The organism is Pantoea cypripedii (genome assembly GCF_011395035.1).
Classification (GTDB): domain Bacteria; phylum Pseudomonadota; class Gammaproteobacteria; order Enterobacterales; family Enterobacteriaceae; genus Pantoea; species Pantoea cypripedii_A.
In genome coordinates this window covers 3,808,938-3,834,787 of sequence record NZ_CP024768.1, presented here as the reverse complement: position 1 = coordinate 3,834,787, position 25,850 = coordinate 3,808,938, and the positions used below count along the sequence as shown (strand labels likewise).

Annotated in this window: 26 protein-coding genes; 16 read left to right on the top strand and 10 right to left on the bottom strand. The window is 55.1% G+C overall.

Going from position 1 to position 25,850, the window contains the following annotated elements; translation table 11 throughout:
* The first annotated feature begins 174 nt into the window (after positions 1–174).
* From nsrR to CUN67_RS17805, 4 genes are all read left to right on the top strand, one after another.
* Positions 175–618, top strand: coding sequence for a nitric oxide-sensing transcriptional repressor NsrR (gene nsrR / locus CUN67_RS17820; RefSeq protein ID WP_208716637.1), 444 nt, complete (start codon positions 175–177; stop codon positions 616–618).
* Between the two features lie 16 nt (positions 619–634).
* Complete coding sequence (rnr, locus tag CUN67_RS17815; RefSeq protein WP_208716635.1) at positions 635–3,073, top strand: ribonuclease R; 2,439 nt, start codon at positions 635–637, stop codon at positions 3,071–3,073.
* Between the two features lie 110 nt (positions 3,074–3,183).
* Complete coding sequence (gene rlmB / locus CUN67_RS17810) at positions 3,184–3,918, top strand: 23S rRNA (guanosine(2251)-2'-O)-methyltransferase RlmB (protein ID WP_208716633.1); 735 nt, start codon at positions 3,184–3,186, stop codon at positions 3,916–3,918.
* 83 nt (positions 3,919–4,001) lie between these two features.
* Positions 4,002–5,630, top strand: coding sequence for an isovaleryl-CoA dehydrogenase (locus CUN67_RS17805; protein ID WP_208716631.1), 1,629 nt, complete (start codon positions 4,002–4,004; stop codon positions 5,628–5,630).
* On the opposite strand, the gene bsmA is transcribed toward CUN67_RS17805, so the two are convergent.
* Both bsmA and CUN67_RS17795 read right to left on the bottom strand, forming a co-directional pair.
* Entirely contained in the window at positions 5,604–5,930 is a 327-nt protein-coding gene (gene bsmA, locus CUN67_RS17800; RefSeq protein ID WP_208716629.1) for a biofilm peroxide resistance protein BsmA, read from the bottom strand. The genes CUN67_RS17805 and bsmA overlap by 27 nt on opposite strands.
* A 55-nt stretch (positions 5,931–5,985) precedes the next feature.
* A complete protein-coding gene (locus CUN67_RS17795; RefSeq protein WP_208716627.1) occupies positions 5,986–7,917 on the bottom strand; it encodes a methyl-accepting chemotaxis protein in 1,932 nt (643 codons plus the stop codon).
* Between the two features lie 162 nt (positions 7,918–8,079).
* On the opposite strand from CUN67_RS17795, the gene yjfP reads away from it, so the two are divergent.
* Complete coding sequence (gene yjfP, locus CUN67_RS17790; RefSeq protein WP_208716625.1) at positions 8,080–8,829, top strand: esterase; 750 nt, start codon at positions 8,080–8,082, stop codon at positions 8,827–8,829.
* A 49-nt stretch (positions 8,830–8,878) separates the two neighbouring features.
* Here the strand turns inward: yjfP and CUN67_RS17785 are convergent, their stop codons facing one another.
* On the bottom strand, positions 8,879–9,085 hold the full coding sequence (locus CUN67_RS17785) for a hypothetical protein (RefSeq protein ID WP_084877128.1): 207 nt from the start codon (positions 9,083–9,085) through the stop codon (positions 8,879–8,881).
* A gap of 388 nt (positions 9,086–9,473) precedes the next feature.
* On the opposite strand from CUN67_RS17785, the gene rpsF reads away from it, so the two are divergent.
* The 4 genes from rpsF to rplI are packed head-to-tail and all read left to right on the top strand — an operon-like array spanning position 9,474 to position 10,914.
* Positions 9,474–9,869, top strand: coding sequence for a 30S ribosomal protein S6 (gene rpsF, locus CUN67_RS17780; protein ID WP_013510684.1), 396 nt, complete (start codon positions 9,474–9,476; stop codon positions 9,867–9,869).
* A gap of 6 nt (positions 9,870–9,875) precedes the next feature.
* Positions 9,876–10,193: a primosomal replication protein N gene (priB, locus tag CUN67_RS17775; protein WP_208716623.1), complete on the top strand. Its 318-nt coding sequence runs from the start codon at positions 9,876–9,878 to the stop codon at positions 10,191–10,193.
* Positions 10,194–10,197: 4 nt separating this feature from the next.
* Positions 10,198–10,425: a 30S ribosomal protein S18 gene (gene rpsR / locus CUN67_RS17770; RefSeq protein ID WP_000135199.1), complete on the top strand. Its 228-nt coding sequence runs from the start codon at positions 10,198–10,200 to the stop codon at positions 10,423–10,425.
* A gap of 39 nt (positions 10,426–10,464) precedes the next feature.
* Positions 10,465–10,914: a 50S ribosomal protein L9 gene (gene rplI, locus CUN67_RS17765; protein WP_208716621.1), complete on the top strand. Its 450-nt coding sequence runs from the start codon at positions 10,465–10,467 to the stop codon at positions 10,912–10,914.
* A gap of 46 nt (positions 10,915–10,960) precedes the next feature.
* Here the strand turns inward: rplI and CUN67_RS17760 are convergent, their stop codons facing one another.
* The gene (locus CUN67_RS17760; RefSeq protein ID WP_208716619.1) at positions 10,961–11,614 is read right to left on the bottom strand and encodes an OapA family protein; all 654 of its coding nucleotides are present in this window, start codon (positions 11,612–11,614) and stop codon (positions 10,961–10,963) included.
* Positions 11,615–11,832: 218 nt separating this feature from the next.
* Between CUN67_RS17760 and fklB the strand changes: the two genes are divergently transcribed.
* Entirely contained in the window at positions 11,833–12,453 is a 621-nt protein-coding gene (fklB, locus tag CUN67_RS17755; protein WP_084877117.1) for an FKBP-type peptidyl-prolyl cis-trans isomerase, read from the top strand.
* Positions 12,454–12,460: 7 nt separating this feature from the next.
* Here fklB and CUN67_RS17750 read toward each other — a convergent pair whose 3' ends face one another.
* Positions 12,461–12,634, bottom strand: coding sequence for a hypothetical protein (locus CUN67_RS17750; RefSeq protein WP_208716618.1), 174 nt, complete (start codon positions 12,632–12,634; stop codon positions 12,461–12,463).
* Positions 12,635–12,907: 273 nt separating this feature from the next.
* Here CUN67_RS17750 and cysQ point away from each other — a divergent pair, with 273 nt between their 5' ends.
* Positions 12,908–13,654 carry a 3'(2'),5'-bisphosphate nucleotidase CysQ gene (cysQ, locus tag CUN67_RS17745; RefSeq protein ID WP_208716617.1) on the top strand — a complete coding sequence of 249 codons (747 nt, stop codon included), beginning with the start codon at positions 12,908–12,910 and terminating at the stop codon, positions 13,652–13,654.
* A gap of 32 nt (positions 13,655–13,686) precedes the next feature.
* Here the strand turns inward: cysQ and CUN67_RS17740 are convergent, their stop codons facing one another.
* Complete coding sequence (locus CUN67_RS17740; protein ID WP_208716616.1) at positions 13,687–14,241, bottom strand: YtfJ family protein; 555 nt, start codon at positions 14,239–14,241, stop codon at positions 13,687–13,689.
* A 317-nt stretch (positions 14,242–14,558) separates the two neighbouring features.
* Here CUN67_RS17740 and CUN67_RS17735 point away from each other — a divergent pair, with 317 nt between their 5' ends.
* Entirely contained in the window at positions 14,559–14,765 is a 207-nt protein-coding gene (locus tag CUN67_RS17735; RefSeq protein ID WP_208716615.1) for a DUF1107 domain-containing protein, read from the top strand.
* 49 nt (positions 14,766–14,814) lie between these two features.
* On the opposite strand, the gene CUN67_RS17730 is transcribed toward CUN67_RS17735, so the two are convergent.
* Complete coding sequence (locus tag CUN67_RS17730) at positions 14,815–16,173, bottom strand: hemolysin family protein (protein ID WP_208716614.1); 1,359 nt, start codon at positions 16,171–16,173, stop codon at positions 14,815–14,817.
* Positions 16,174–16,626: 453 nt separating this feature from the next.
* Between CUN67_RS17730 and tamA the strand changes: the two genes are divergently transcribed.
* Genes tamA through CUN67_RS17715 form a run of 3 tightly spaced genes read left to right on the top strand, consistent with a single transcriptional unit; the run spans position 16,627 to position 22,489 of the window.
* Entirely contained in the window at positions 16,627–18,366 is a 1,740-nt protein-coding gene (gene tamA / locus CUN67_RS17725; RefSeq protein WP_208716613.1) for an autotransporter assembly complex protein TamA, read from the top strand.
* On the top strand, positions 18,363–22,133 hold the full coding sequence (tamB, locus tag CUN67_RS17720; RefSeq protein ID WP_208716612.1) for an autotransporter assembly complex protein TamB: 3,771 nt from the start codon (positions 18,363–18,365) through the stop codon (positions 22,131–22,133). Before tamA ends, tamB begins: the two co-directional genes overlap by 4 nt.
* A gap of 2 nt (positions 22,134–22,135) precedes the next feature.
* Positions 22,136–22,489 carry a gamma-glutamylcyclotransferase family protein gene (locus tag CUN67_RS17715; protein WP_208716610.1) on the top strand — a complete coding sequence of 118 codons (354 nt, stop codon included), beginning with the start codon at positions 22,136–22,138 and terminating at the stop codon, positions 22,487–22,489.
* A 54-nt stretch (positions 22,490–22,543) separates the two neighbouring features.
* Here the strand turns inward: CUN67_RS17715 and ppa are convergent, their stop codons facing one another.
* From ppa to CUN67_RS17700, 3 genes are all read right to left on the bottom strand, one after another.
* Positions 22,544–23,074, bottom strand: a complete 531-nt coding sequence (gene ppa / locus CUN67_RS17710) for an inorganic diphosphatase (protein ID WP_031376399.1) — start codon at positions 23,072–23,074, stop codon at positions 22,544–22,546.
* Positions 23,075–23,174: 100 nt separating this feature from the next.
* Complete coding sequence (locus CUN67_RS17705) at positions 23,175–23,624, bottom strand: DUF441 domain-containing protein (protein ID WP_208716608.1); 450 nt, start codon at positions 23,622–23,624, stop codon at positions 23,175–23,177.
* A 73-nt stretch (positions 23,625–23,697) separates the two neighbouring features.
* On the bottom strand, positions 23,698–24,111 hold the full coding sequence (locus CUN67_RS17700) for a lysozyme inhibitor LprI family protein (RefSeq protein WP_208716606.1): 414 nt from the start codon (positions 24,109–24,111) through the stop codon (positions 23,698–23,700).
* A gap of 173 nt (positions 24,112–24,284) precedes the next feature.
* On the opposite strand from CUN67_RS17700, the gene CUN67_RS17695 reads away from it, so the two are divergent.
* Complete coding sequence (locus tag CUN67_RS17695; RefSeq protein WP_208717259.1) at positions 24,285–25,844, top strand: methyl-accepting chemotaxis protein; 1,560 nt, start codon at positions 24,285–24,287, stop codon at positions 25,842–25,844.
* The last annotated feature ends 6 nt before the right edge of the window (positions 25,845–25,850 follow it).

Below are 25,850 nucleotides of genomic sequence, written 5' to 3'. Positions count from 1 at the left end.
CTGTCCGGCCTCTGTTTATCTGCACTTTGACTCCGCTCACAATATTTTTTCTTGCAAATATCAAGAGTTGCCTGAAAAAAACGCACCGGCCTTCACGCACTGGTTTATCATCATAATTAAACACAACGCCAGTCGGCATATAAAAATAACACCCGATGATTCACTGAGGTACATGTGCAGCTTACAAGTTTTACTGATTACGGTCTGCGCGCCTTGATATATATGGCCACTTTGCCCGAGGGTAAGCAGACCAACATTACTGAAGTGACCGATACCTATGGGGTGTCGCGTAATCACATGGTGAAAATCATCAACCAACTGAGCCGGGCCGGTTTTGTGGCCGCAACACGCGGTAAAAACGGCGGAATTCGTTTAGGCATGGCCCCGGAAAAAATTGTCATTGGCGACGTTGTCAGGAAAATGGAGCCACTACAGCTCGTTAACTGTGGTGAATGCAGCATTACGCCAGCCTGTCGCTTGCGCAAAGCGTTGAACAATGCGGTCCAGTTATTTCTTGATGAACTGGATAATTACACGCTGGCCGATCTCATCAAAGACAACGAACCACTGTACCAAATCTTATTGTCCGAACCGCCGGTGGCAATCCATCAAAAATGACATCGGAGGAACCGTAATGTCAAAAGACCCTTTTCAGGAAAGAGAAGCTGAAAAATATGAAAACCCGATCCCCAGTCGGGAGTTTATTCTGGCGCTATTAGAGAAGCGCGAAAAGCCTGCCAGCCGCGATGACATCGCCCAGGAACTCAATATCAGCAGTGAGGAGCAGCTGGAAGCGCTGCGCCGCCGCCTGCGTGCCATGGAGCGTGATGGGCAGCTGATATTTACCCGCCGTCAGTGCTATGCCCTGCCTGAGCGCCTGGATTTGCTGCGTGGCAAAGTGATTGGTCATCGGGATGGTTATGGTTTTCTGCGCGTCGAAGGGCAGAAGGATGATTTCTATCTCTCTGCCGAACAGTTGAAATTGTGCCTGCACGGTGACGTGATCCTGGCACAGCCCGGTGGTGCGGATCGCAAAGGCCGCCGCGAGGCGCGCGTAGTACGTGTGCTGGAGCCGCGTAACAGCCAGATTGTTGGTCGTTACTTTACCGATGCGGGTACGGGTTTTGTGGTGCCGGACGACAGTCGTCTGAGCTTCGATATCCTCATCCCACAGGATCAGACGCTGGATGCGCGTATGGGTTCGGTGGTGGTGGTGGAGATCACCCAGCGCCCGACGCGTCGTACCAAAGCGCTAGGCAAAGTCACGGAAGTGCTGGGCGACAACATGGGCACCGGTCTGGCTGTCGATATGGCGCTGCGTACCCATGAAATTCCCCACGTCTGGCCGGAAGAAGTCGAAAAACAGATCGCCAAACTGAAAGAAGAAGTGCCGGAAGCCGCGAAGAAAGGTCGTGTCGATCTGCGTCAGCTGCCGTTAGTCACCATTGATGGTGAGGACGCGCGTGACTTTGACGATGCGGTCTACTGTGAGAAAAAACGCGGCGGAGGCTGGCGTTTATGGGTGGCGATTGCCGACGTCAGCTATTACGTGCGTCCGGGTACCGCTCTGGACAACGAAGCGCACCAGCGCGGCACCTCGGTTTATTTCCCGTCGCAGGTGGTACCGATGCTGCCGGAAGTGCTGTCGAATGGCCTCTGCTCACTGAATCCGCAGGTTGATCGCCTGTGTATGGTGTGCGAAATGACCATCTCGCCCACCGGTAAACTGACGGGCTACAAACATTATGAAGCGGTGATGAATTCACACGCGCGCCTGACCTACACCAAAGTGTGGAACATCCTGCAAGGCAACCCGGAGCTGCGTGAACAATACGCGCCGCTGGTTAAGCACCTTGAAGAGTTGCACCGCATGTATCAGGTACTGGAAAAGTCGCGTGAGCAGCGTGGCGGCATTTCATTCGAAACCGAAGAAGCTAAATTCATCTTCAATGCCGATCGTCGTATTGAGCGCGTTGAGCGCACGGTGCGTAACGATGCCCATAAGCTGATCGAAGAGTGCATGATCCTCGCCAACATCGCGTCAGCGCGTTTTGTTGAGAAGAACGAAGAACCGGCTCTGTTCCGCGATCACGATCGCCCGAGTGATGACAGCATCACCAGCTTCCGTACCGTACTGAACGAGCTGGGTCTGAGCCTGCCGGGTGGCAGCAAGCCTCAGCCGATTGATTATGCTGAACTGCTGACGCAGATCGCCGATCGCCCGGATGCAGAAATGCTGCAAACCATGCTGCTGCGTTCAATGAAGCAGGCGGTGTACGATCCGGAAAACCGTGGTCACTTTGGTCTGGCGCTGGCGTCGTATGCACACTTTACGTCACCGATTCGCCGCTACCCGGACCTGCTGCTGCATCGCGCCATCAAATATCTGCTGGCGAAAGAGCAGGGTGAGGAGAAAGGTAACACCACGGCGACCGGCGGTTACCACTATGATATGCAGCAGATGCTGCAACTCGGCCAGCATTGCTCCATGACCGAACGTCGTGCCGACGAGGCCACGCGTGACGTTGCTGACTGGCTGAAATGCGACTTTATGCAGGATCAGGTGGGTAACGTCTTTAACGGTGTGATCTCCAGCGTTACCGGTTTTGGTTTCTTCGTGCGTCTGAACGATCTGTTTATCGATGGTCTGGTGCATGTTTCCTCGCTGGACAATGATTACTACCGCTTCGATCCGGTCGGGCAGCGTCTGATCGGTGAATCCGGCGGACGAACCTATCGCCTGGGCGATGCCGTTGAAGTGCGGGTTGAAGCGGTGCACATGGATGAACGCAAAATCGACTTTGCGCTGATTTCCAGCAAGCGTGTACCGCGTGGTGAGGGTAAAACCGCGCGTGAACGTGAGAAGCGCGGCGGAAAAGCCCCGGCGAAACGCCGCCGCGATGCCGGTAAAAATGTGAATTTCGAGCCGGACGCCGCTTTCCGCAGTGAGCAGAAAAAACCTGCTAAAGCGAAAGCTGAGAAAAAAAGCAAAAAAGTCTCCGAAAAAACCCGTAAAATCGCCGCCGCCACGAAGGCTAAGCGTGCGGCGAAGAAGAAAACCAGCGAAGCCTGATGATGTTTCGCTAAGGCACCAACCGTAGCGGCGCGATTTATCGCGCGGGTTTTTAACCAACGCGCAATAAATTGCGCCGCTACGTCCGACATCCAACCTTGAGCAAAGTAATGAGTGAAATAATTTTTGGTATCCATGCCGTGCAGGCCCTGCTGGAACGCGATCCTCAGCGTTTTCAGGAAGTCTTTATCCTCAAAGGCCGTGATGATCGTCGCCTGCAACCGCTGATCGCCGCACTGGAAGCTCAGGGAATTGTGATTCAGCTGGCCAATCGCCAGTGGCTGGATAGCCAGGTGGAAGGCGGTGTGCATCAGGGGATCGTGGCACGCGTGAAGCCGGGTAAAAATTATCAGGAAGGCGATCTGCCGGATCTGCTGGAATCGCTGGAAAATCCGTTCCTGTTGATCCTCGATGGCGTTACCGATCCGCATAACCTCGGAGCCTGCCTGCGCAGCGCCGATGCGGCTGGCGTACATGCGGTGATCGTCCCGAAAGATCGTTCCGCACAGCTGAATGCCACGGCGAAAAAAGTGGCCAGTGGGGCCGCAGAAAACGTTCCGCTGATCCGTGTGACTAACCTGGCGCGCACCATGCGTTTGCTGCAGGAGTACAACATCTGGATCGTCGGTACGGCGGGTGAAGCCGATCATACTTTGTACCAGAGCAAGCTGCCGGGCTCACTGGCGCTGGTGATGGGTGCGGAAGGCGAGGGTATGCGCCGTCTGACGCGTGAGCATTGCGATGAATTGATCAGCATCCCGATGGCGGGCAGCGTCTCTTCCCTGAACGTTTCCGTGGCAACCGGTATTTGCCTGTTCGAAGCCGTGCGTCAGCGCCAGGCGTGATCCCCTCCGCAAATTAGTTTTTGTACCAGGCATAACTGCATATCACCCCCATACTTAGGCTGTTAGCCAAGTAAGGGGACGTTATGACCTGGTCAACCCACAGCGTTTTCAATCAGCCTCAGCCGCTCAGTAACAGCAACCTGTTTACCCGCGATCTTGCTTTATGCGAAGCCGTCGTGCGTGAAGGTGCCAGTTGGGATCGTGAGTGGCTGGCTTCCGTCGGGCTGCAACTCGGCAGCGCCGAATCTCTCGAACTGGGACGACTGGCCAATGCCCAGCCACCGGAATTGTTGCGCTATGACGCGCGTGGCGAACGGCTGGATGAGGTGCGTTTTCATCCCGCGTGGCATCTGCTGATGCAGGGCTTATGTGCCAGCCGCCTGCACAATCTCAGCTGGCAACCCGATGTTCAGCCCAACGCGATGGTGGCTCGTGCGGCCCGCTTTATCCTGCACGCGCAGGTGGAAGCGGGGTCGCTTTGTCCTGTCACCATGACGCACGCCGCCATCCCGCTGCTACAAAATCACCTGCCGGAACCCTGGCTTGACTGGCACGATGCGTTGCTGAGTGACCGCTACGATGCGCATCATCAACCCGGTAATAAGAAACGGGGTTTACTGATTGGCATGGGGATGACCGAAAAGCAGGGCGGCACTGATGTGCTGAGCAACAGCACGCGCGCGGAGCCATTAGGTGGACGCGGACCCGGAGAGGCTTATCGCATCGTCGGTCATAAATGGTTTTTCTCGGTGCCGCAAAGCGATGCGCATCTGATCCTGGCGCAGACCTCGGGCGGCCTGAGCTGCTTTTTCCTGCCACGCCTGTTGCCGGATGGCGAACGCAATGCTATCCGGCTGGAACGCCTTAAAGACAAGCTTGGCAATCGCTCCAACGCCAGCTGCGAAGTGGAGTTTCAGGATGCAATCGGCTGGCTGCTGGGGGAAGAGGGTGAAGGTGTGCGACTGATCCTGAAAATGGGCAGTATGACGCGTTTCGATTGTGCACTTGGCAGCCACGGTCTGATGCGGCGTGCATTCTCCATTGCCCTGCACCATGCGCAGCAGCGTCAGGTGATGGGTAAAAACCTCAGCGACCAGCCGCTGATGCGCGCGGTGCTGGCCCAGCAGGCGCTACAGCTGGAGGGGCAAACCGCGATGCTACTGCGTCTGGCGCGCGCCTGGTCAACCCCCGCCAGCGAGCATGAACGTCTCTATGCCCGTCTCTTCACCCCTGCCGCCAAATATGTGATTTGCCAGGCCGGAATGCCGTTTGTCGCCGAAGCGATGGAGGTGCTGGGTGGCATGGGTTATTGCGAGGAGAGCGAGTTGCCACGGCTGTATCGTGAGATGCCGGTCAACAGCATCTGGGAAGGCTCCGGTAACGTGATGTGCCTGGATGTGTTGCGGGTGCTGAACCGGCAATCGGATACGCTGGCGATGCTGAATGACGAGCTGGAAGCGGTGAAAGGGTGCAATCGTCATTTTGACCGCCGCTGGCGGCAGCTGCGCCTGCGTCTCGGTAACGTACAGGAAGCGCAGGCGCGTGCGGTGACTCATGATCTGTTGCAGCTGGCAACGGCGGCAATCCTGCTGAAAGTGGCGGAACCGCCGCTGGCCGATGGCTGGTGTCAGCAGTTCCTTGATACGCGCGGCAAGCCGCTATTAAGCCATGATCTCAGCTCACGGCTACTGCTGCGCGCCACTGCCGGTTGAGGCAGCATAAAGCACCGCAGTGGAGTACCAGAAACCCGGCATCACCGTTTCATCAATCAATAAAACCTGGTAATAGGTGGCACCCAGCTGATTAGCCCGCGCGGCGATAGCGCGCTCTGCATCATCCGGTGAACCCCGCACCTGGACGCTGATGGTGCCGAGTTTGCGTAAGCCGTAGCTCTGCGCCCGGTTAATTTCCTGGGCATGTGCCGTGGGTGGTGGCGGGGCCTGGGGCGTCGGTGTGAGTGCCGAGCAGCCGCTTAACAGCAGGCTCAGCGCGAGAAATAACGAAACACGCATGGCAACTCCGGTTCGGGGAAGATGGCTCAAGTGTATGCCATCTTCCCCTGCTGCATCAGGACTTAAGATGAAAAATACTCACCAGTTCGGCCAGATGATGTCCCTGCTGACTCAGGCCCTGGGCCGCAGCCTCAGATTCCGTGACTAAATCACTGCTCTGATGGGTGGCCTGGCTGATGTGGTTCATTGCCAGGTTCACCTGACCAATGCCCGATGCCTGTTCCTGCGCGGCGATATTGATTTCGCCCATCAGGGTTTTGACCTGCGCGATATGTTCGACAATGTGGTTCATGGCATCGCGTGTCTGCTCAGACAGATTATGCCCTTGCGCGACTTTGCTGATTGAGCTGGCGATCAACCCGTCGATCTCTTTTGCCGCCTGGGCACTGCGCTGCGCCAGAGCACGGACTTCCGCGGCCACCACCGCAAAACCTTTACCGTGCTCGCCCGCCCGCGCCGCTTCGACCGCCGCGTTCAGCGCCAGGATATTGGTCTGGAAAGCAATGGATTCAATCACATGGGTGATGTCGGCAATGCTCTGCGAGGCGACGCGAATTTCCGCCATGGTGCTGACCGAACGCGATACGGTCTCGCCACTCCGGGCCACGGTTTGGTCTGCCTCACTCACCCGCGCCAGTGCCTGACGCACGTTAGCGGCGGTTTGCGCCACGGTGGCACCAAATTGCTCCATGCTGGCCGAGGTTTGCTCGACGCTGCTGGCCTGGCGGCCAATTTGCGCGCTGATGTTCTGGCTGCTGGCGGCGATGCTGTCGGTGCCCTGGCTGATTTGTTGCGCTGTCTGGCGTACCTGGCCGACGATCTGCGCCAGACCATCACCAATACCGTTGATCGCCACCACCAGTTGGCCGATTTCATCATGACGCGTGGAGTCGAGGTGCGCCTGCAAATTACCCGCTGCATACTCTTCGGCCAGATGAATCACCTGATGCAACGGACGAGTAATGGCTCGGCGGCTGTACCAGATAAAACCACAGGCAAAGAGGATGACCAGCGCCAGACCGATGGCGAGAAACAGGTTACGGCTTTGGGTAATAGAGGCCAGCAGGCTGGCACGGCTGACTTCACCGGCGATAATCCAGTTCCAGCCCGGCAGCTGTTGCCAGGCCAGCAGTCGGGTTTCGCCATCCATCTGTATCGTGAGCAGGCCTTTCGGCTGGCTCAGTAGCTGTTGCTGCGTCGCGCTATCCCACAGCGGCAATTTACCTTCGCGCTGGCTGGCAAACAAGAATTGCCCCTGGGTGGTGCCGGGCGCACCGTTTAGCACAAAGAAATGCCCACTGTCGCCGAGATGGCGTGCCAGCACTTTGTCGCGCATCAGCGCGTACTGTTGGTCGATTTGCACCCCGACAAACAGAATGCCAATAACTGCGCCGCTCTCATCCATGACCGGCTGATACTGCGTGATATAACGATGACCAAACAGGGTGGCCAGGCCGCGGTAAGCTTCGCCCTGATTCACGCTGCGCCAGGCCGCACTGCTGCGATCCAGTCTGGTGCCGATCGCACGCTGGCCGTCTTCTTTCTTCAGCGAGGTGGCGATGCGCACGTAATCGTCACCGTCACGCACGAAGATGGTGGAGACTGCGCTGGTACGATCAAGAAAATCATCCACCGCAATCTGGTCAAGGTTGAGGGTCTTCAGACCGGCACGCAGGGTAGGTGTGCTGATATCCCCCACCTGAACGCGGGCGCTTTCATCGCGGCTGAAGCGTTTGGGGAGAAAACTCTGAAACAGCCGGGTGTAATTCGCCACCTCGGCAGACAAGGTGGTATTAAACATGCTGGCCATTTCACTGATGCCCTGCACCTGATTTTGCATGTCGTCCGTCGCCAGGTTTTCCAGCTGACGGGAGGCATTGTGGCTCAGGGTGAGGGTGAGGGTCAGCAGCACGATGGCTACGCTTAAAGACGTCAGTACAGACAGCTTAATTCCGAGGCCCATGGCGCTGAGAGAGAGACGCTTCATAAAGTACCTATGTTGATATGGATGAGGGGATACACGATCAACGGCAATTTAGGGAAAAGGTTTAGGGTGGAAATTATTCGCACGAAAATGTGAAGTGACTCGCGTTTCAGGGCACAGGGTTTACACTGTGAGCAGGTGATAATCATTCTCAACGGAGGCGACATGATTGAACTGGCAACGGAAACACTGGCAGGGATTCAGTGCATCCACGCGGCACCGTCCGGACAGCGGCAGGCGCGTTTACCGACCGTACTGTTTTACCATGGCTTCACCTCGTCAAAAGAGGTGTACAGCTACTTTGCGGTTGCCCTCGCTCAGGCTGGGTTTCGCGTGGTGATGCCGGATGCAGACATGCATGGCGCCCGTTATAACGGTGATACGGAAACCCGGATGACGCATTTCTGGGAAATCCTGAGAAAAAACATCGATGAAGTGCCGCTACTGGAAGCCGCGCTGCGCGCCAATGACTGGATTGCCGATGATCGCTTTGCCGTGGCTGGCGCATCAATGGGCGGGATGACGGCACTCGGGGCGATGGCGCGTTATCCGCAGATTCACAGCGTCGCCTGTATGATGGGATCGGGCTATTTTATGCAACTGAGCCACACGCTGTTCCCGCCGCTGGTGGCCCGCACGCCGGAACAGAAAGAAGCTTTTGCCGCCCGACTGGCACCGTTAGCGGGTTACGATCCCAGCCAGCAGCTGGATAAGCTGGCCAATCGTCCACTGCTGCTGTGGCACGGGGAAGCTGATGAGGTGGTGCCGTTCGCGGAAACGGTGCGGCTGGAAAAAGCGCTACGTGAAGCACAGCTGGATGGGCGCGTCACTTACCTGTCGGAAAAGCAGATCGGCCACAAAATCACACCTTCAGCGCTGGGTGCGCTGGTGAGTTTTTTCAAACATCACCTGTGAAAATAATTCGGGCTGGCAAGACACTGCCAGCCCGTTACGACATACCGGACTACAGCTGTGACGACAACCGTTCAGCCGCGCTACTGTTGGCCCCGGTGTGGTTATCACTGGGGGCACCCAGTCGGTTGACGTAGACATAGCCTGATGCCGCTTTGCTGCTGTTACTTCTCATCTGTTGCGCATAGTCAGTTGAGCTGGCAAAAGCGGGGGTAGACAGGAAGAGACCCAGTAAAGTGGCGATGACGATACTTCTCATAATCGACTCCTCACTACAGGGAATTCACTCTCAGACGCCAACGACAAGCTAAACCGTTGCGCCCATAAATAGTTTAGTTCTTCACCACATTGCTGCCAGCCAACCCTGTTGAACACCTTGTTCAGTCATTTTGATAAAACGCCGCTTAACTCCCTGAATTGTCACCCTTAGCACAAAAGGTGACATCATCTGGCACGCGGCAGGCAATTTGATGAATTGTGCGCTTGAGTTTAACGGGTAACGTCAGTATGATTACGCGTCAATTTTTCAGCTGCATTCAGAGGTGTGTTTCATTTATTAGATGAATCACAACCTATAACGTTCCTTGCTTCCGTGGGCCGCAGCTGACCCTGACAGGAGGCTGAATAATCCGTAAGGAGCAATTTCGATGCGTCATTACGAAATCGTATTTATGGTCCATCCTGACCAGAGCGAACAGGTTCCGGGCATGATCGAGCGTTACACTGGTGCTATCACTGGTGCACAGGGCACGATCCACCGTCTGGAAGACTGGGGCCGCCGTCAGCTGGCTTACCCGATCAACAAACTGCACAAAGCACACTATGTTCTGCTGAACGTAGAAGCGCCGCAGGAAGTGATTGACGAGCTGGAAACGAACTTCCGCTTCAACGACGCCGTTATCCGCAGCATGGTTATGCGCGTTAAGCACGCGGTAACTGAAGCATCTCCGATGGTTAAAGCGAAAGACGAGCGTCGTGAACGCCGTGAAGATTTCGCTAACGAAGCGGCAGATGACTCAGATGCTGGGGATTCTGAAGAGTAATCCATTATGACGGCTAATCGACTGCGCCTGTCTGGCACTGTGTGTAAGACGCCAGTTCGAAAAATCAGTCCGTCAGGAATTCCTCACTGCCAGTTCGTGCTTGAGCACCGTTCCATGCAGGAGGAAGCCGGGTTTCACCGGCAAGCCTGGTGTCAGATGCCGGTGATTATCAGCGGCAGCACCCATCAGGTGATTACTCAACATATAACGGTCGGCACGCAACTCATTCTCGAAGGCTTTATTAGCTGCCATCAGGCACGCAATGGTCAGAGTCGAATGGTGTTACATGCCGAGCAGATTGAATTGATAGATTCTGGAGACTAGCCAAATGGCACGTTATTTCCGTCGTCGCAAATTCTGCCGCTTCACCGCGGAAGGCGTTCAAGAGATCGATTACAAAGATATCGCTACGCTGAAAAACTACATCACTGAAAGCGGTAAGATTGTACCGAGCCGTATCACCGGTACTCGCGCAAAATACCAGCGTCAGCTGGCTCGTGCTATCAAGCGCGCGCGTTACCTGTCTCTGCTGCCGTACACTGATCGTCATCAGTAATCGGTTGCTGTCTAATAACGACTTTAAGAGGATAAGGTAATGCAAGTTATTCTGCTTGATAAAGTAGCAAACCTGGGCAGCCTGGGTGATCAGGTTAACGTTAAAGCGGGCTACGCTCGTAACTTCCTGGTTCCACAGGGTAAAGCTGTTCCTGCTACCAAGAAAAACGTTGAATTTTTCGAAGCGCGCCGCGCTGAACTGGAAGCCAAACTGGCTGACGTTCTGGCAGCTGCTAACGCACGTGCTGAGAAAATCAACGGTCTGGGCAGCGTTACCATCGCGTCTAAATCAGGCGACGAAGGTAAACTGTTCGGTTCCATCGGTACTCGCGACATCGCTGACGCTGTAACTGCAGCTGGCGTTGAAGTGGCTAAGAGCGAAGTTCGTCTGCCGAACGGCGTTCTGCGCACCACCGGTGAGCACGAAGTTGACTTCCAGGTTCATAGCGAAGTATTCGCGAAACTGGTTGTGAATGTTGTTGCTGAGTAATTTTACTCGGTAATGCGAAAAAGCCGGCCTTGTGCCGGCTTTTTTGTTATTGCGCGCGGATAAAGCTGCCGTCAGGTTGACGGGTAAACAGTACCGGGCCGTTGCCGCTATCGACGGTTAATCCAGTCACCACTCCCTGCGCATTCTGGCGAATCTTCACCTGCTGACCCGTCTGCAGGGCGCTCAGCGGCTGATCGTTACCTTCCACCCGCGCCATGGCAAACACATCACTCACCGGCAAATTGTTATCACGGAACAGCTGTGCCAGCGTCTGGCCTGAGGCCACGGTATAACTGCGCCATTCACCCTGTGAATCGGCTTTTGGCGTGTTGTTTTGCGCGTTGTTGTTGTCATAAATATCCGCCTGCATCGGCACCTCTTTAGCCGCGTTATCGCTGACCGGGCGCTCCACCGGATACTGAGGGGTACTGGACGGCCACAGAAACGCCAGCAGGATAATCACCAGTGCAATCACGATACCGCGACGGTGCAAGGCAGGTAGTGGGTCCATCCAGCGGACATTATCCAGCAAATGCCAGATACGGCTCAGGCTGCCGGGCAGGCGGGAAGGGGTAGCAGAAGCCATTCGTGGTTCCTCCTCACTGGTAACCGGGCGTTTGCCTTGCGGCAGCAAGTTCCGCAACCAGGGTAAAGTACGCGGGGTGCGCGTCCTGCGACGTCGTGGGGCGATCTGGCCCATGTATTCTCTCTTATCTCGACGGTGGAAAGGTTTATCCTTCCCTTAAATGTAGTATGGGCAATGCTGGCGCGAAGTGCCTGCCAGCATTGAAAATTTTGACCCGTATATTGTTTCTCTTTCCCTGATAAATGTCATCTGCGATGCGCGAGATTTTACGCCAGCGGCCAGCGCTGTTATGCTGCCGTTTCTATTTTTTTCTCCGGGATTAAGGAATCAAGATGACGACCCCTTCATTCGACAGCGTCGAAGCACAAGCAAGTTACGGTATTGGTTTACAGGTAGGCCAGCAGCTGCTGGAGTCCGGACTGCAGGGTCTGCAGCCGGAAGCGCTGCTCGCGGGCCTGCGCGACGCGCTGGAAGGGAATTCACCGGCAGTTCCGGTTGATGTGGTACATCGTGCGCTGCGTGAAGTACACGAGCGTGCGGAAGGCGTGCGCCGTGAGCGCGTCCAGGCAATGGCGGCGGAAGGCCAGAAATTCCTCGATCAGAACGCACAGCGTGAAGGCGTGAGCAGCACCGAATCAGGCCTGCAATTCAGCGTCATCAAACAGGGTGATGGGGCTATCCCATCTCGTCAGGACCGTGTACGTGTACACTACACCGGTAAACTGATCGATGGCACCGTGTTTGATAGCTCTGTGGCACGTGGTGAACCGGCAGAATTCCCGGTTAGCGGCGTCATCGCTGGCTGGATTGAAGCCCTGACCCTGATGCCGGTCGGCTCCAAATGGGAACTGGTGATCCCACACAACATTGCCTACGGTGAGCGCGGTGCTGGCGCATCGATCCCACCATTCAGCACGCTGATCTTCGAAGTCGAGCTGCTGGAAATTCTGTAAGACGCAGTCAGGGCGGCGGCTGCCGCCCTTCATTTCTTCTTTCTGCTGTAAATTCACCCGCCAGCAAGGTGATGATTATTTCAGCACTTTTTGTACGCATTTTCAGCGTATAACCCTTCACTGTTTCCTTCATCTCATCAACACGGCCTTTTCCCTGCTGATTGTTGCAATTCCAGATCATAATCCGGGGAAGAATGAAGACGATTTAACCCATTTTTAACTTTTGTGGCTGCTCCTGATGGTCGGAGACGGTGATTTTCTGAAAAAGTCTGAGTGCAGGTCGATAATTCTGGCGTTTCAGACGTGGTGGCAGACAATGAACTATGATATTGATATTAAAATAGATTGCTCCCGCGACTGGCGTGAACCTCGGAATAAACAGGTCGCCTGCTAAAATAGTTACAGGTTTGCTGTTTGCAGCGAGCAAGCAGATTCAGCAGAAAAGAGGTGAAGAATGTTAGAGCAAATTTGCCAGCTGGCGCGTGCCGCAGGTGATGCGATTATGCAGGTCTATGATGGCGCGCAGCCGATGGACATCGAACGTAAGGCAGATGATTCGCCGGTTACGGCAGCCGACCTCGCTGCACATCAGGTGATTCTGAGTGGGCTACAGGCCCTGACGCCCGAAGTCCCGGTGCTGTCCGAAGAAGATCCTCCAGCCTGGGAAATCCGTCAGCAATGGCAGCGCTACTGGCTGGTCGATCCGCTCGATGGCACCAAAGAGTTTATCAAGCGCAACGGTGAGTTCACGGTGAATATCGCGCTGATTGAAAAAGGAAAGCCGGTGCTGGGTGTAGTTTACGCACCGGCTATTGGCGTGCTTTATTCTGCTGCTGAAGGCAAAGCCTGGAAAGAAGAGGGCGGACACAAAACCCAAATTCATGTCCGCGATGCGCGTCCGCCGTTGGTGGTGGTGAGCCGTTCACATTTCGACAAAGATGCAGAACTGCAGGAGTATCTGCAGCAGCTGGGCGAGCACCAGACAACGGCCATCGGCTCCTCATTGAAATTCTGCCTGGTGGCAGAAGGCAAAGCCCAGCTCTATCCACGCTTTGGGCCGACCAACATCTGGGATACCGGTGCCGGACACGCAGTGGCAATTGCCGCAGGTGCGCATGTGCATGACTGGCAGGGTAAGACCCTCGACTATGCACCGCGAGAATCCTTCCTTAACCCGGGTTTCCGCGTCTCCCTGTTTTAGCCGATCCCGTAGCGGCGCGATTTATCGCGTCGTTACGACAGCAGCTTATGCAGTAACGTGATCACCTGCTGAACTTCCTGCTGCGTCAGTGCGCCATCTTTGGCGTATTGCACCCGTCCATTCTTATCCAGCACCACAATTGCGGAGCCTCCTTCCTCCAGCTGCCAGGCTTTGCGCGCGTTGCCATTGCTATCGACAATGAATTGCGACCACGGATACTGCTGTTTATTGCTTTCGATACTGCTGCGCACAAACATGCCGGTGCCGGGGATGGCATCGTCAGTATTGACCACGGTGGTGGTCTGGTAGCGGTCGTGTGGCAATTTGGCGGCTTTAATGGCTTCAATCAATGCTGCATTCATTTCTTTCGCTGAAGAACGCCCGGCGATATGCATGATGACGCGCACTTTGCCTACCAGCTGCGCGCTATTCCACGGACGATAGCTGAACTTGTCCTGAAGGTAGATCAGTTCCCCTTTGTCATTGACGCCGACCGCAGGGACACGCTCGCCTTGTTTGAACAGATGTGCCGCAGCGAGATTGGGCAGAAGTAGTGCCAGTGCTAACACCATGTGTGGCAATCGCATAAATGTGGCTCCTTGGTGATCCGACCAGTTGGTCATGTTCCTGCAATATTAAGCGTGGATGATGCGCCCTGTCGCGACGAGTTAACAGCTTTGTAACCGACGCCACAATTCCTTAATCACTGAAGGTTTATACTGGATTCTGTGAGCTCGATAACAGAGTGTTCTGTAATGATGTGTCAATTCAGTAAAAAATTCATTTTTTCGGAACATCCGCAGCGCAGGATGTTCTATAGTTTAGGCCTCATTTGCGCTTCATGGGCTCGTACCGATTTTGGCAACGAAGAAGCGTTTTATTTCTGTACAGGAGTTAGAACAACATGAAGATCTTCCAGCGTTATAATCCGCTGCAAATTGCGAAATACGTAAAAACGCTATTTAAAGGAAGGTTGTATATCAAGGACGTAGGCGCATTCGAATTCGATAAAGGGAAGGTGCTTATCCCTCGCGTCAAAGACATACAGCATCTGAGCGTGATGTCTGAAATCAACCGCCAGGTACTGCGACTACAAGCTGAGTACAACTAAGCAAAAGAAAGGGCGCCGATGGCGCCCTGAATTTTTGTCGCGGCGCGATTCATCGCGCGTTTTCCACAGAGGAGCTGTCATCTGCATCAGTCCCCGCATTTTTAGCGACATTCAGCACCGGCGGGCGCTCATCGATACGTGTGACCAGCAGCTGGTCGATGCGATAGCTGTCAATATCCACCACTTCAAACTTAAAGCCGGCAAACTTCACAAAATCGGTTCGTTTCGGGATCTTACGCAGCATATACATCATAAAGCCGCCGATGGTTTCATAGTTACCCGACTGCGGAAACTCATCGATATGCAGCACGCGCATCACGTCATCAATAGGCGTACCGCCTTCCACCAGCCATGAATTTTCATCACGCGCCACAATCTGTTCTTCCAGACCCTGGCCCACCAGGTCACCCATCAGCGTGGTCATCACATCATTCAGGGTAATAATGCCGACCACCAGCGCGTATTCGTTCATGATCACCGCGAAGTCTTCACCCGCCGTTTTGAAACTTTCCAGCGCTTCAGACAGCGTCAGCGTATCCGGCACAATCAGCGCGGAGCGAATCTGCACACCGCTATTCAGCGCCATGCTCTGGTTGCCCAGCACGCGCAGCAGCAGCTCTTTGGAATCGACATAGCCGACGATATGGTCGATATCGCCATCGCAGACGAGGAATTTCGAGTGAGGATGTTCGGCGATTTTCGTTTTGAGGCTGCTCTCGTCTTCATGCAGATCAAACCAGATGATATTTTCGCGTGACGTCATTGAAGACGGTACGGTGCGCGACTCCAGCTCAAACACGTTTTCAATCAGCTCATGTTCCTGCTTACGCAGCACCCCGGCCAGCGCTCCTGCTTCCACCACCGCGTAGATATCATCGGAGGTGATGTCATCTTTACGCACCATTGGCAGTTTAAAAATGCGGAAGAAGACGTTTGCGAGGCCGTTAAACAGCCACACCAGCGGACGGAAGACCAACAGGCAGAAACGCATCGGATTGATAATGCGCAGCGCAATGGTTTCCGGCGCGATCATGCCCACCCGCTTCGGGGTTAAATCGGCAAACAGGATGAACAGGCTGGTGACGATAGTGAAGGAGCAGATGAAGCTCAGTTGATCGGCCAGCTCCGGTGACATAAAACGATTGAACAGCGAACTGAAAGCCGGTGAAAACGCGGCATCGCCGACGATACCGCCGAGGATGGCCACGGCGTTAAGGCCGATCTGCACCACGGTGAAGAACATACCGGGCGTCTCCTGCATCTTCAGGACACGCTGTGCGTTGATATTGCCTTCGTCGGCCAGCAGTTTCAGCTTGATCTTGCGGGCAGCAGCCAGCGAGATCTCCGAGAGGGAGAAAAACGCACTGATAATAATCAGTAAAAGAATGACAAGTAAGCTATCGAGCATAAAAGATCCGTTGGGTTAATCACTTGTCATTTTTGGCCTGGGCAGCATGGGAATGGGTGTACGTCCGGTACTCACCAATCAAACAGGGCTATCCGTGCCAAAAATGTCTGCGCCAATTCGACAAGGCAGTTAAGCGTCGGGGCAGAAATGAATGCAGGTGTTGCCTGCAGGACGCTGATTATAGCAGCAGCGCTTATGATGCCGCTAGCGGAGACGTCAGGCGGCTTAAGATTAGTCTGAGTGCGTGCCGACAAACCGCAGAAGCACCGCTTCGTTGTTGTATCGATCCCGTCATTTGCCGACAATAGTGACGATTTGGCTTAATTGCCGCGTTTACACAGCTGTTCGGGGAAAAGAGCGGCTATGCTGATGGGTATGCCTGCACTGGATTTTACCCACGAAACAGATACATGCCCTGCGGAATAGGGGCAGGCATTATTAACAGGAGTAAGCGTGCCACGATTTCATGTTTATTGCATAGCCAGCCTGCTGCTGGTTGCACCCGCCCTTCAGGCGGCGAAGGTGCGATTGCAGCTGGAAGGTTTATCCGGGGATTTAGAGAAAAACGTCAGGGCACGTCTCTCCACCATTGGTAGCGACGAAGTTTCTAACGATGGCCGTTTCCGCGCACGCGTTTCCGTGGCGGTTAAAGAAGGCCTGCGCGCGCTCGGTTACTATGAAACGCAAATTGATTTTGAATCGCGTCCGGCACCGCCACAGGGTGGACGTCCGGTATTGATCGCGCGCGTCACGGCAGGAGAGCCGGTAAAGATTGGTGGCAGCACCATCGTGGTGGAAGGTGCGGCGAAAAACGATCCCGATTACCAGGCCTGGGTTAAGCAGGGCACGCCCAAAGTGGGCACACAGCTTAACCACGGTGATTACGACAGATTTAAAAGCGGTTTTTCCAGCCTGGCACTGCGTAATGGTTATTTTGATGGTGACTTTAAGCAAAGCCAGCTTGGTGTATCAGTCGAACGTCGCGAGGCTTTCTGGGATATCGACTACGACAGTGGTCCGCGCTATCGCTTTGGCGATGTCACTTTCCAGGGCTCGCAGATTCAGGAAGCCTACCTGCGCAATCTGGTGCCGTTCAAAAAGGGTGATCCGTACAGCTCACGCGATCTGGCTGAGCTGAACCGTCGCCTCTCCGCCACCGGCTGGTTCAATTCGGTGGTGGTGGCCCCGGAGTTTGCCAAAGGGCGTGAGACGAAGGTACTGCCACTCAATGCAGTGGTCTCCCCACGGGTAGAAAATACGCTGGAAACCGGTATTGGCTATTCCACCGATGTTGGCCCGCGTCTGAAAGGCACCTGGAAAAAGCCCTGGATCAACGACAGCGGCCACAGCCTGACCACCAGTGCCTATATTTCTGCTCCGGAACAGCAGATCGATCTGAGCTACAAAGTCCCGCTGCTGAAAAGCCCGCTGGAACAGTACTATACCTTCTCCGCCGGGGTGAAACGCACCGATCTGAACGATACCAAAGCCGATACCAATACGCTCGGCGTATCACGTAACTGGGACAGCAGCAGTGGCTGGCAGCGCGCGGTCAACCTGCGCTGGAGCCTCGATCACTTTACCCAGGGCAGCGTCACCAACACCACCATGCTGATTTATCCAGGTGTCAGCCTGAGCCGCACGCGTTCACGCGGGGGGTTGATGCCCACCTGGGGTGACTCGCAGCGCTATTCCGCCGATGTGTCGGATACCACCTGGGGATCGGATGTCGATTTCCTGATCCTGCAGGCGCAAAACGTCTGGATCCGTACCCTGGGTGAGAAAAATCGTTTTGTGATACGCGGCAATCTCGGTTGGATCGAAACCAACGACTTCGACAAAGTGCCACCTGACCTGCGCTTCTTCGCCGGGGGTGACCGCAGTATTCGCGGCTACAAATATCAGGGCATCTCGCCACGTGATGACAATGGCAAGCTGACCGGTGCATCCAAACTGGCGACCGGTTCGCTCGAATATCAATACAACGTGAGCGGCAAATGGTGGGGAGCGGTGTTTATCGACTCCGGTGAAGCGGTTAACGATATCAAACAAAGCAACTTCAAAACCGGTGCGGGCTTCGGTGTGCGCTGGGCCTCTCCGGTCGGGCCGATCAAACTCGATATCGCCCGGCCGATTGGTGATAGTGAGGAGCACGGAGTGCAATTTTATATCGGACTGGGGCCTGAACTATGAAGCTGTGGAAAAAGGTCCTGATTGGTTTTGGTATTTTTCTGCTGCTGATCTTTGGCAGCGTGGCTTTCCTGATTGGCACCACTCCGGGTTTGCATCTGCTCCTGAAGGGGGCCGATCGCTGGGTGCCGGGTTTGTCGATCAACAAGGTTGAAGGTGGCTGGCGCGATCTGACGCTGAGCGGAGTGAAGTACACCATGCCGGGGGTCAGCGTCGATGCCGGGCGCTTCCATCTGGCGCTCAATCTCAACTGCCTGCTGCACTCGTCGGTATGCGTTAACGACATCGCGTTGCAGGATGTCAGCGTGGTGGTGGATAGCAAACAAATGGCACCGGCCAGCGCCACCCCGCCGGAGCAGGAGAGCGGCAGCACCAACCTCAGCACGCCTTATCCCATCACGCTGAGTAAAGTCGGGCTGCACAACATCAATGTCAAAGTGGATGACACGGCGATTTCGCTGCTCGATTTCACCACCGGCATGCACTGGCAGAATCGTGACCTTCAACTTTTGCCTACCCATATCGAAAGTTTGCTGATTGCACTGCCGAAAGCAGCCAAAGTGGCGGATGAGCAAGTGGTGCAGCCGAAAGTGCAGCAGCCTAAGCCGGATGAAAAACCGCTGGGTGAGACGTTGCAGGCGATGTTCGCGCAACCGCTGCTGCCTGCCCTGCCGGACTTTCAGCTGCCGCTGGATATCACCGTGCAGGAGCTGACGGGCAAACAGCTGCGTATTACTGGCGATACCGATGTCACCATTAACAGCCTGTTGCTGAAGGCCCGGACTGCCGATCGTCATCTGCAACTGGAAACCTTCGCGGTGGATTCGACTCAGGGGCAACTCAACGCCAGCGGCGATGCCACTCTGGCGGATAACTGGCCGGTAAACTTTGCCCTTAACGGTGCGGTGAATCTCGACCCGATTAAGGGCGAGAAGATTAAAATGAATCTCAGCGGTGCGCTGCGTGATGAGCTGAAACTGGCGCTCAATTTGTCCGGCCCGGTACAGGCGCAGCTGGATGCTGCGGCACAGCCTGCCGTAGCTGGGTTGCCGTTATCGCTCAAACTTGCCAGCCCGCAACTGCGCTGGCCGCTGACCGGTCCGGTGCAATATCAGGCCGATAATCTGGATTATCAGTTCAGGGGCAAAGCCACCGATTATGTGATGTCATTGCGTACTGCTGTGAAGGGTGAAGGCGTGCCGCCTGCGGATATTTCTCTTGATGGCAAAGGGAATGTGCAGCAGTTCAGCCTCGACAAACTGCGCGTGGCGGCGTTGCAGGGCAATATTGACCTGACCGCGCTGGTGGACTGGAGCAAAGCGATTAGCTGGCGCAGTGAACTGACGCTGTCGGGTATCAACACGGCAAAACAATACCCGGACTGGCCGGCGAAGCTGGATGGTAAAATCGCCACGCGCGGTAGCCTGTACGGCGGCAGCTGGCAGCTGAGCGTGCCGCAGTTGCAGCTGAAAGGTAACGTAAAACAGAACGCGGTGAGTGCTGACGGCTCTCTGACCGGCAATAGCTACAACCAGTGGAAAATCCCGGGTATAAACCTGGTGCTGGGACGTAACCATGTGGACGTCAAAGGCGAACTGGGTGATGCGTTGAATCTGGACGCCAATATTGATGCACCGCATCTCGACAACGCGTTACCGGGCCTCGGCGGGGTGGCGAAAGGCACCATCAAGGCTCGCGGGACGCTACAGGCTCCGCAGCTGCTGGCCGATCTCACCGCCACTGGCCTGCGCTGGCAGCAGCTGCAAATTGCGCGCGTGATGCTGCAGGGGGATGTGAAATCCAGTGACCAGGTAGCGGGTAAATTGCAGTTGCGGGTGGAGCAGCTAAAACAGGATGCGCTGGCGATTAAATTGCTGACGCTCAATGCCGACGGCAACGAGAAGCAGCATCAGCTAAAACTTGAGGTGCAGGGTGAACCGGTCTCCGGCCAGCTGGCGCTGAATGGCAGCTTTGATCGCAAAACCCAGCACTGGCAGGGCTCGCTGAATAACACCCGCTTCGATACCCCGGTGGGCGAGTGGCGTCTGACGCGTGCCATGGCAATTGATTATCTCAACAGCAAGCAGACTGCCACCATTGGGCCACACTGCTGGCAGAATCCGAACGCGCAACTCTGCGTGCCGGAACCGATTGAAGCAGGAGCCAATGGTCATGCGCACGTGGTGCTCAGCCGCTTTGATTTGGCGATGCTTAAACCGTTCCTGACGGATGAAACCAAACTGGCAGGGGTGTTCAGCGGTGATGCACGGGTTAACTGGACTGCCGACGGCGCGTTGCCAACCGGCACTGTCTCGCTGAAGGGTAATGGCGTTAAAGTGGAGCAGGATGTGCAGGGCAACACCTTGCCGATCGCTTTCGATACCTTGAACCTGAACGCCGCACTGCGCAATGGCCGTGCCCAACTCGACTGGCTGATTCGTATCGCCAACAATGGTCAGTTGAGTGGTGACGTACAAATTGCCGATCCGCAGAAGCGTCGCCAGCTGTCGGGTAACGTTAATATCAACAATATTTCGCTGGCGATGTTCAACCCGGCATTGATGCAGGGTGAGAAAATCAAAGGCAGCCTCAACAGCGCCCTGCGCCTTGGCGGCACTCTGCAACAGCCGCAGGTGTTTGGTCAGCTGGGCTTAAGCGGCGTAAACGTAGAAGCCAGCTTTATGCCGGTTGCCCTCACTGCCGCCAATCTCAACATGGTGTTTAACGGCATGAGTTCTACCCTTAATGGGTTGATTCAGACCGCGCAGGGCAACATCAATCTCAACGGTAACGCTGACTGGAGCCAGCTGAATAACTGGCGAGCGCGTATTGCTGCGCAGGGCAGCCGGGTGCGCGTCACCGTGCCACCGATGGTGCGTATGGACGTGTCGCCAGACCTGGTATTTGAAGCGACACCCGCCGCCTTCAATCTTGATGGCCGGGTCGATATTCCGTGGGCGCGCATCACAGTGCAGGAAGTACCGGAAAGTGCGACCGGCGTGTCGTCGGATGAGGTCATGCTGGACCAGAACCTGAAGCCGATTCAGCCAAAAACCACGGCGATCCCGATTAACAGCAATCTGGTCATCCATGTGGGTAACGATGTCCGCCTGTCTGCCTTTGGCCTGAAAGCGAAGCTGAACGGTGATCTGAAGCTGGTGCAGGATAGAACCGGGCTCGGCTTAAACGGCCAGATTAATATCCCGGATGGTCGCTTCCACGCTTATGGTCAGGATCTGATTGTGCGCAAAGGTGAGCTGCAATTTGCCGGACCGCCGGATCAGCCCTATCTGAACCTGGAAGCTATTCGTAACCCGGATTCTACTGAGGATGACGTCACCGCAGGTATCCGTGTCACCGGGTTAGCTGATGAGCCAAAAGTCGAAATCTTCTCCGACCCGACGATGTCGCAGCAGGAGGCGCTGTCTTATCTGTTACGTGGTCAGGGACTTGATGCTAATGGTGACAGTAATGCACTAACTTCAGCGTTAATTGGCCTGGGGGTTGCACAAAGTGGGCAGGTTATGGGTAAAATCGGTGAGACGTTCGGCGTCAGTAACCTTGCGCTTGATACCACCGGCGTTGGCGATAGCCAACAGGTGCAGGTGAGCGGTTATGTGCTACCGGGTCTGCAAGTAAAATACGGTGTTGGCATATTTGATTCACTGGCGACCTTAACCTTGCGTTATCGCCTGATGCCCAAACTTTATTTGGAAGCCGTGTCTGGTGTTGATCAGGCACTGGATTTGCTCTATCAGTTTGAGTTTTAGCAATGCGAATAATTGTCTACGGCAGTTTACGGCGCAAACAGGGAAACAGTCACTGGATGACGAATGCGCAATGGCTTGGTGACCACCAGATTGAAGGGTACGAACTCTACAATCTCGGTCACTACCCCGGCGTGGTTGAGGGTGAGGGTAATGTCTTTTGCGAGGTGTATCGCATCGACGCTATCACCCTTGGCGAATTGGATGCCCTGCGCACCAAAAATGGCGAATACAAACGCCAGTTAATCCAGACGCCCTTCGGCAGCGCCTGGCTGTACGTTTACCAGCGTCCGGTTACCGGTCGCACGCGCATCATCAGTGGTGACTGGTTGCAGCGTGACGACGAATCAGATGCATAAATAAAAACACCGTCCAGTTGGACGGTGTTTTTTTATGCGCGGGAGGCAGCAGAATTATTTCTTCTGCGCGCGCTCGTAGGAAGAGATGATCTCGGCTTTGGCCGCTTCGGCGTTATCCCAGCCGTCAACTTTAACCCATTTGCCTTTTTCCAGATCTTTGTAGTGTTCAAAGAAATGGGTGATCTGTGCACGCAGCAGTTCCGGCAGATCGTTCACATCTTTGATGTGATCGTATTCTTTGCTCAGCTTGGTGTGCGGTACGGCCACCAGTTTGGCATCTTCACCGGATTCGTCGGTCATTTTCAGCACGCCAACCGGACGGCAACGGATCACAGAACCCGGCTCCAGCGGATACGGGGTCGGCACCAGTACGTCAACCGGGTCACCATCCAGAGACAGGGTGTGGTTGATGTAACCGTAGTTGCACGGATAGAACATGGCGGTAGACATGAAACGGTCTACAAACAGGGCGCCAGACTCTTTGTCTACTTCATATTTGATCGGATCGGCATTGGCCGGGATCTCGATGATGACATAGATATCTTCTGGCAGATCTTTACCTGCGGGCACCTGGTTCAAACTCATCTGGCTTTCCTTCATTAGTCGTAAGTTGAGTGTCGGCTATTATAGCCAACTGACTCTGAAAGTATGCCCCCTTTTTGGCGTTTCGGAATGGTCCAGCCGCTTACTTCGCCGCGACAAACAACGAGACGATACCTGCGGCAATCAAGGGTCCGACTGGAACGCCGCGGAAGAAGGCCACACCAATCACCGTCCCAATCAGCAAGCCGCCAATCACCGAAGGTTGTGCGCTCATAAAATGCACGCCACGGCCACCAAGCCAGGCCACAAACACACCTACCAGAATTGCCACAATCGATTGCCAGTTTGCGAACGACTTAATCAGCGAGGACGCGGGCAGTGAGCCGCTGGCCAGTGGGGCCATCACCGCCACGGTAAGAATAATGATGCCGAGCTGAATTCCCTGTTTTTCCACATAGGGGAAGAATTGTGCCAGCGGGGTAATTTTGATCACCAGCAGAATCAGAATCGAGATGGTGACAGCGTTGTTATGAACGAAATAACTGAGCACAGCGAGGCAAACCAGAATAATGGTGGAGGCATAAGCAGCCATGATTTCTCCCAGAGGATTGAAGGGGCACTGGCAACGACCAGCGCGAAGCGGTTTTTTTTACCGCCCCCATTTATCAACAATCATCGGGATTGGCGCAACTGCCTTTGTTAATTGATTGCAGCATCAGGGCCTGATTGCGCACCAGGCTGACGCCCTGTGCCCCCACCGAGAGCGACGCCATCGTGCCCTGGTTGGCAAAGAAATAGCTCTTGCTGGCATCCAGCCAGCTGTTGCGGTAAGCCAGCCAGGCACGTTGGGCGCTACGCAATTTGGCTTTAGGTTCACCGGTTAATTTTTTCATTGCCTGCTCGTATTGCTGATTCATCTCCTGATCCCATGCTTTATTTGCACTGTCGTAACATTGCGTTAGCGCGACAGTGCTGGATTCCTTATTCAGGCACTGCTGTAACTGCTGGTCGATAGTATTTTCCTGCGCAGCCGCATAACCACTCAGTAACAGACAGGCAACCAGCAACCTTTTATACATCGTGATATTCCTTATTCGGGATGAAAGTGACTTTAGCCATTCTGAAGGTCGGGTGATCATCAGCCCATTGACCATCAACAGTGGTTAAAGTTTAGCAAAGTGACTGCCGATAACTTATCCGTTTTAGGGCTGCTGGATTTCTGCCTTTTTTCATACACACGGGTACTATCATGATCAAAAATTTATCAATACGGACCGGTCTACTCACTTTACTCGCTTTTATGACGCTGCTGCTGCTGGCGGTCAGCACCCTGGGCATTTACGCCATCAACGCAGGTAACCAGTCGCTGGATGTTATCAATCGCATCCAGGGCGTTGAACTCAACAGCCTGTACCAGAGCAACGCAGATCTGATGCGCGCCCGCGCCAGTGGCGCTCTGGCGGTGCGTAAGATCGAAATCGGCCTGCTGGATGAGGGGGCCGCAGTGACCAAACTTGCGCAGGCTGATGTCGCCACTTCGCAGCAGCACCTGAAGGATTTTGTCGATGCTGGCACGGTGACGGCACAGGGTAAAGCGCTGGCGGATGCAGTGGCCGCCAGCTTTGCTGCCTATCTGCAACAGGGCATCTCACCGATGATGGATGCGTTGCAGAAGCAATATACCGATGAATATTACACGGTGCTGGAGGGCAATCTCTCGACGCTGGCCGCCAATTACGCCAAAGCGGTGCAGGATTTCAGCCGCTATGCCGATCAGGTGTCAGCCGATCGACTGGCCCAGGCCGCGCGCAACGAAATACAGATGAAAGTCCTGATTGGCGTCGCAGTGCTGATGACACTGCTGATGATTGTGCTGGCATGGCAGTTGCTGCGTCGTTTGTTACTGCGTCCACTGGAGGGGGCGATTGGGCATCTGCAACAAGTCGCAGAGGGGGATTTATCGCAGGCACTGCCGGCAACCGCCAATAATGAACTGGGTCGACTCAATCAGGCGCTGGCTGCCATGCAGCTGGCCTTGAGTGATTCGGTCAGTCAGGTACGCGAAGCCAGCCTGCAAATTGATGTTGGCAGCCGTGAACTGGCGGCAGGGACGGTGCATTTGTCGCAGCGCACTGAAGAATCGGCGGCCTCGCTGGAGCAAACTGCCGCCAGCATGGAGCAGCTCACCGCAACGGTGCGCCTCAACGCCAGTAACGCCCATCAGGCGCACCAGCTGGCGAACAGCGTTTCGGATACTGCCGATCGCGGTGCCGAAGTGGTGTGTTATGTGATGGAGAAGATGCGGGAAATTACCCATAGTTCCGACCGTATCGCCGATATTCTCGGCGTGATTGATGGCATCGCGTTCCAGACCAATATTCTCGCGCTGAATGCGTCCGTGGAAGCGGCGCGTGCCGGTGAGCAGGGACGGGGTTTTGCCGTGGTGGCGAATGAGGTTCGTACCCTGGCAGGCCGCAGCGCCACCGCCGCGAAGGAGATTCGTGAGTTGATTAGCGAATCGCAGGTCCGGGTCAAAGAGGGCACTGACATGGCCACGCAGGCGGGTGAAACCATGGATGAAATCTCCAGTGAAGTGATGCGTGTCACGGCGCTGATGAAGGAGATTTCGGTTGCATCTGAGGAGCAAAGCCGCGGTATTGAGCAGGTGAATCAGGCGGTGACGCAGATGGATGAAGTGGCGCAGCAAAACGCCGCCCTGGTGGAGGAAGCCAGCGCCGCGACACAATCGCTGGAAGCGCAGTCGCAGCAGTTGCAGGCGTCTATGGCGCAGTTCCGCATAACGACGGTGTAAATTAAG

Coding starts and splice junctions, on each gene's coding strand:
- rnr (WP_208716635.1), top strand. CDS start 635: ATGTCAAAAGACCCTTTTCAGGAAAGAGAAGCTGAAAAATATGAAAAC.
- rlmB (WP_208716633.1), top strand. CDS start 3,184: ATGAGTGAAATAATTTTTGGTATCCATGCCGTGCAGGCCCTGCTGGAA.
- CUN67_RS17805 (WP_208716631.1), top strand. CDS start 4,002: ATGACCTGGTCAACCCACAGCGTTTTCAATCAGCCTCAGCCGCTCAGT.
- bsmA (WP_208716629.1), bottom strand. CDS start 5,930: ATGCGTGTTTCGTTATTTCTCGCGCTGAGCCTGCTGTTAAGCGGCTGC.
- CUN67_RS17795 (WP_208716627.1), bottom strand. CDS start 7,917: ATGAAGCGTCTCTCTCTCAGCGCCATGGGCCTCGGAATTAAGCTGTCT.
- yjfP (WP_208716625.1), top strand. CDS start 8,080: ATGATTGAACTGGCAACGGAAACACTGGCAGGGATTCAGTGCATCCAC.
- CUN67_RS17785 (WP_084877128.1), bottom strand. CDS start 9,085: ATGAGAAGTATCGTCATCGCCACTTTACTGGGTCTCTTCCTGTCTACC.
- rpsF (WP_013510684.1), top strand. CDS start 9,474: ATGCGTCATTACGAAATCGTATTTATGGTCCATCCTGACCAGAGCGAA.
- priB (WP_208716623.1), top strand. CDS start 9,876: ATGACGGCTAATCGACTGCGCCTGTCTGGCACTGTGTGTAAGACGCCA.
- rpsR (WP_000135199.1), top strand. CDS start 10,198: ATGGCACGTTATTTCCGTCGTCGCAAATTCTGCCGCTTCACCGCGGAA.
- rplI (WP_208716621.1), top strand. CDS start 10,465: ATGCAAGTTATTCTGCTTGATAAAGTAGCAAACCTGGGCAGCCTGGGT.
- CUN67_RS17760 (WP_208716619.1), bottom strand. CDS start 11,614: ATGGGCCAGATCGCCCCACGACGTCGCAGGACGCGCACCCCGCGTACT.
- fklB (WP_084877117.1), top strand. CDS start 11,833: ATGACGACCCCTTCATTCGACAGCGTCGAAGCACAAGCAAGTTACGGT.
- CUN67_RS17750 (WP_208716618.1), bottom strand. CDS start 12,634: ATGATCTGGAATTGCAACAATCAGCAGGGAAAAGGCCGTGTTGATGAG.
- cysQ (WP_208716617.1), top strand. CDS start 12,908: ATGTTAGAGCAAATTTGCCAGCTGGCGCGTGCCGCAGGTGATGCGATT.
- CUN67_RS17740 (WP_208716616.1), bottom strand. CDS start 14,241: ATGCGATTGCCACACATGGTGTTAGCACTGGCACTACTTCTGCCCAAT.
- CUN67_RS17735 (WP_208716615.1), top strand. CDS start 14,559: ATGAAGATCTTCCAGCGTTATAATCCGCTGCAAATTGCGAAATACGTA.
- CUN67_RS17730 (WP_208716614.1), bottom strand. CDS start 16,173: ATGCTCGATAGCTTACTTGTCATTCTTTTACTGATTATTATCAGTGCG.
- tamB (WP_208716612.1), top strand. CDS start 18,363: ATGAAGCTGTGGAAAAAGGTCCTGATTGGTTTTGGTATTTTTCTGCTG.
- CUN67_RS17715 (WP_208716610.1), top strand. CDS start 22,136: ATGCGAATAATTGTCTACGGCAGTTTACGGCGCAAACAGGGAAACAGT.
- ppa (WP_031376399.1), bottom strand. CDS start 23,074: ATGAGTTTGAACCAGGTGCCCGCAGGTAAAGATCTGCCAGAAGATATC.
- CUN67_RS17705 (WP_208716608.1), bottom strand. CDS start 23,624: ATGGCTGCTTATGCCTCCACCATTATTCTGGTTTGCCTCGCTGTGCTC.
- CUN67_RS17700 (WP_208716606.1), bottom strand. CDS start 24,111: ATGTATAAAAGGTTGCTGGTTGCCTGTCTGTTACTGAGTGGTTATGCG.